This is a genomic window from Mycobacterium sp., from assembly GCF_035653355.1.
GTDB lineage: Bacteria > Actinomycetota > Actinomycetes > Mycobacteriales > Mycobacteriaceae > Mycobacterium.
In genome coordinates this window covers 1-2941 of the sequence record NZ_DASRBZ010000615.1, presented here as the reverse complement: position 1 = coordinate 2941, position 2941 = coordinate 1, and the positions used below count along the sequence as shown (strand labels likewise).

3 protein-coding genes are annotated in these 2941 nt (G+C 66.8%); 2 read left to right on the top strand and 1 reads right to left on the bottom strand.

Features of this window, described 5'->3' with window-relative positions; all coding sequences use genetic code 11:
- Positions 1-733, bottom strand: a 733-nt coding sequence (locus tag VFA16_RS21305; RefSeq protein WP_324969740.1) for a crotonase/enoyl-CoA hydratase family protein, incomplete at its 3' end; no start/stop codon positions are given.
- A 189-nt stretch (positions 734-922) separates the two neighbouring features.
- Between VFA16_RS21305 and VFA16_RS21300 the strand changes: the two genes are divergently transcribed.
- Together VFA16_RS21300 and VFA16_RS21295 are read left to right on the top strand one after the other, a co-directional pair.
- Positions 923-1729, top strand: coding sequence for a 1-acyl-sn-glycerol-3-phosphate acyltransferase (locus VFA16_RS21300; protein ID WP_324969739.1), 807 nt, complete (start codon positions 923-925; stop codon positions 1727-1729).
- A gap of 13 nt (positions 1730-1742) precedes the next feature.
- Positions 1743-2941 (top strand): AMP-binding protein (locus VFA16_RS21295; protein ID WP_324969738.1); only part of this gene is annotated, 1199 nt, incomplete at its 3' end.

Genomic DNA, 2941 nt, shown 5'->3' with positions numbered 1-2941 from the left:
CTTCCTTGGCGTCATTGGACGCGAACACCGGCATCAGGATTTGCACCTGCTCGGCGAACATTTCGTCCGGGCTCCAACCGCGCGACTCGACGATGATTCGCTTGGTCGCCGCCACCGCAAGCGGGCCGTTGGCGGTGATCTTCTCGGCGAGCTTGATCGCCTCGTCCAGCGCCTTGCCGGGTTCGGCCAACACGTTCACCAGCCCCAGCGCATGCGCCCGTTCCGCGGACAGGTTGTCACCGGTGAGCGCCAGCTCCATCGCGATCGCGTAGGGGATGCGCTGCGGCAGCCGCAACAGCCCACCCCCGCCAGCCACCAGCCCGCGTTTGACCTCGGGGATTCCGAACGCCGAATCCTTCGACGCCACGATCAGGTCGGTGGCCAGCGCCAACTCGGTGCCGCCGGCCAGCGCGTAGCCCTCGACCGCGGCGATCACCGGTTTGGCGGGCGGACGCTCGGTGAAGCCCATGCCGCGCCCCTCGACGATGACGTTCTCACCGCGCGCGAACGCCTTGAGATCCATTCCCGCGCAAAACGAGCCACCCGCCCCGGTCAAGATGCCCACCGAAAGACCGGTATCGCTGTCGAGACGGTCCATCGCATCGGCGAGGCCCCGGCTGACCGCGGCGTTGACCGCGTTCTTCGCCTCGGGCCGGTTGATGGTGATAATCAGGATGCGGTCGCGCTGTTCGGTCAGGACTACGGGTTGGCTGTTTCCGGCTTCTTCGCTCACGACGCTGTGACGCTCCGTTCATGTCAGGGACGGGTGACCAGGCGATGGTATCCGCGGTCGTCGCACACCGAGGCTGCGGCTGCTGCGGGTGAGCTCGATCCCGATTGCCCACCTCCTTGGGTTGCCGCACCGCCCGCATCGTCGTCGGGCTAGCATCACGACCAAATCCGCGCTACGTCAGGGGGACGGGTGACTGCCACCGAAATCGAGCCCACCGAAACGTCCAAGTGGGATCCTGGCCTGACCGAACGCGTGATCGGGTTGATCCGTCCGCTGATCAAGGGCTATCACCGCGCGGAGGTGCGCGGCCTCGACACCTTCCCGCCGGGCGGCGCGCTGGTGGTGTCGAACCACTCCGGCGGGCTGTTCCCGATGGACGTTCCGGTCTTTGCCACCGGCTTCTACGAGAAGTTCGGCTACGACCGTCCCGTCTACACGTTGAGTCACGACATGCTGTTCACCGGCCCGCTTGCCGAGTTCTTCGTGCGCACCGGGTTCATCCGCGCCAACCACGAAAACGCGGAGGAGGCACTGCGCTCGGGCGGGGTCGTCGTGGTGTTCCCCGGCGGCGACTACGACGTGTACCGGCCGACGTTGTCGGAGAACAAGATCGATTTCGACGGTCGTACCGGTTATGTTCGGGCGGCACTGAATGCCGGGGTGCCGATCGTGCCCGCGGTGGGCATCGGCGGTCAGGAAAACCAGCTCTACCTGTCCCGCGGCATGGGGCTGGCGCACCTGCTGCGGCTGGACAAACTGATGCGGGTCAAGATCCTGCCGATCTCGGTCGGCTTCCCGTTCGGGCCGTCGGCGGTGCTGCCGGTCAACATCCCGCTGCCGACCAAGATCGTCATGCAAATGCTCGAGCCGATCGACGTGACCGCCGAGTTCGGGCCGGATCCTGACGTCGACGCGGTCGATGCACACGTCCGCCGGGTTATGCAGAAAGCGCTCGACAAGTTGGCCAAAGAGCGTCGCCTCCCGGTGATCGGCTAGCCGGGTGGCTGCGATGGCAGGCCCGAGCCCGCTGACCCGCTTCACCGAAATCGGCGGTCTGGTCACCACCATGGCCCGGGCGCGGATCATCGCACCCCTGCGGCCGGACAAGTATCTTCGGATCGCCGCGGCAGCACGCCGTGAACGCCTGTCAATGACAAGCGGAGTCGCGATGTCCGCCCAGCGCTGCCCTAACCGCCCAGCGCTGATCGACGAGCTCGGCACACTCACCTACCGTGAATTAGACCAACGCTGCGACGCGTTGGCCGCGGCACTGCAGGGATTGCCCGGCGGTAGCCCGCCGGTCATCGCGATCATGTGCCGCAACCATCGCGGGTTCGTCGAGGCGTTGGTCGCCGCCAACCGGATCGGCGCCGACGTGCTGCTGCTCAATACTTCGTTCGCCGGCCCAGCCCTGGCGGAGGTCGTCGACCGGGAAGGCGCCGACGCGATCGTCTATGACGAGGAGTTCACCGACTCGGTGGACCGTGCGCTGGCCGACCGGCCGGACACCACTCGCATTGTCGCGTGGACCGACCGTTCGGAAGACCACGAGCTGACCGTCGAGAAGCTCATCGCCGCGCACGCCGGCCAGCGGCCCGCTCCGCCGCAGCGCAAAGGGAAACTGATCCTGCTGACGTCGGGAACGACCGGAACCCCTAAGGGCGCCAAGCGTTCCGGCGGCGGTACCAGCGAACTCAAGGCGATCCTGGAGCGGGTGCCGTGGCGCGCCGAGGAGACGACGGTGGTGGTGGCGCCGATGTTTCACGCCTGGGGCTTCTCGCAGCTGGTGTTCGCCGCATCGCTGGGCTGCACCGTGGTAACCCGGCGCAAGTTCGACCCCGAAGCCACCCTCGAACTCATCGACCGCTATCAGGCCACCGGGCTGTGCGTGGTGCCGGTGATGTTCGACCGGATCATGGAACTGCCCGACGAGGTCCGCCGCAAGTACAGCGGACGATCGCTGCGGTTCGCCACCGCGTCGGGTTCACGGATGCGCCCCGACGTCGTCACCCGCTTCATGGACGAGTTCGGTGACGTCATCTACAACAACTACAACGCGACCGAGGCCGGCATGATCGCCACCGCGACCCCCGAGGATCTGCGGGCCGCACCCGACACCGCCGGAAAACCCGCGCCCGGCACCGAGATTCGCATTCTGGATTCCGAATTCCGCCCTGTCCCGACGGGCGAGGTCGGTCAGATCTTCGT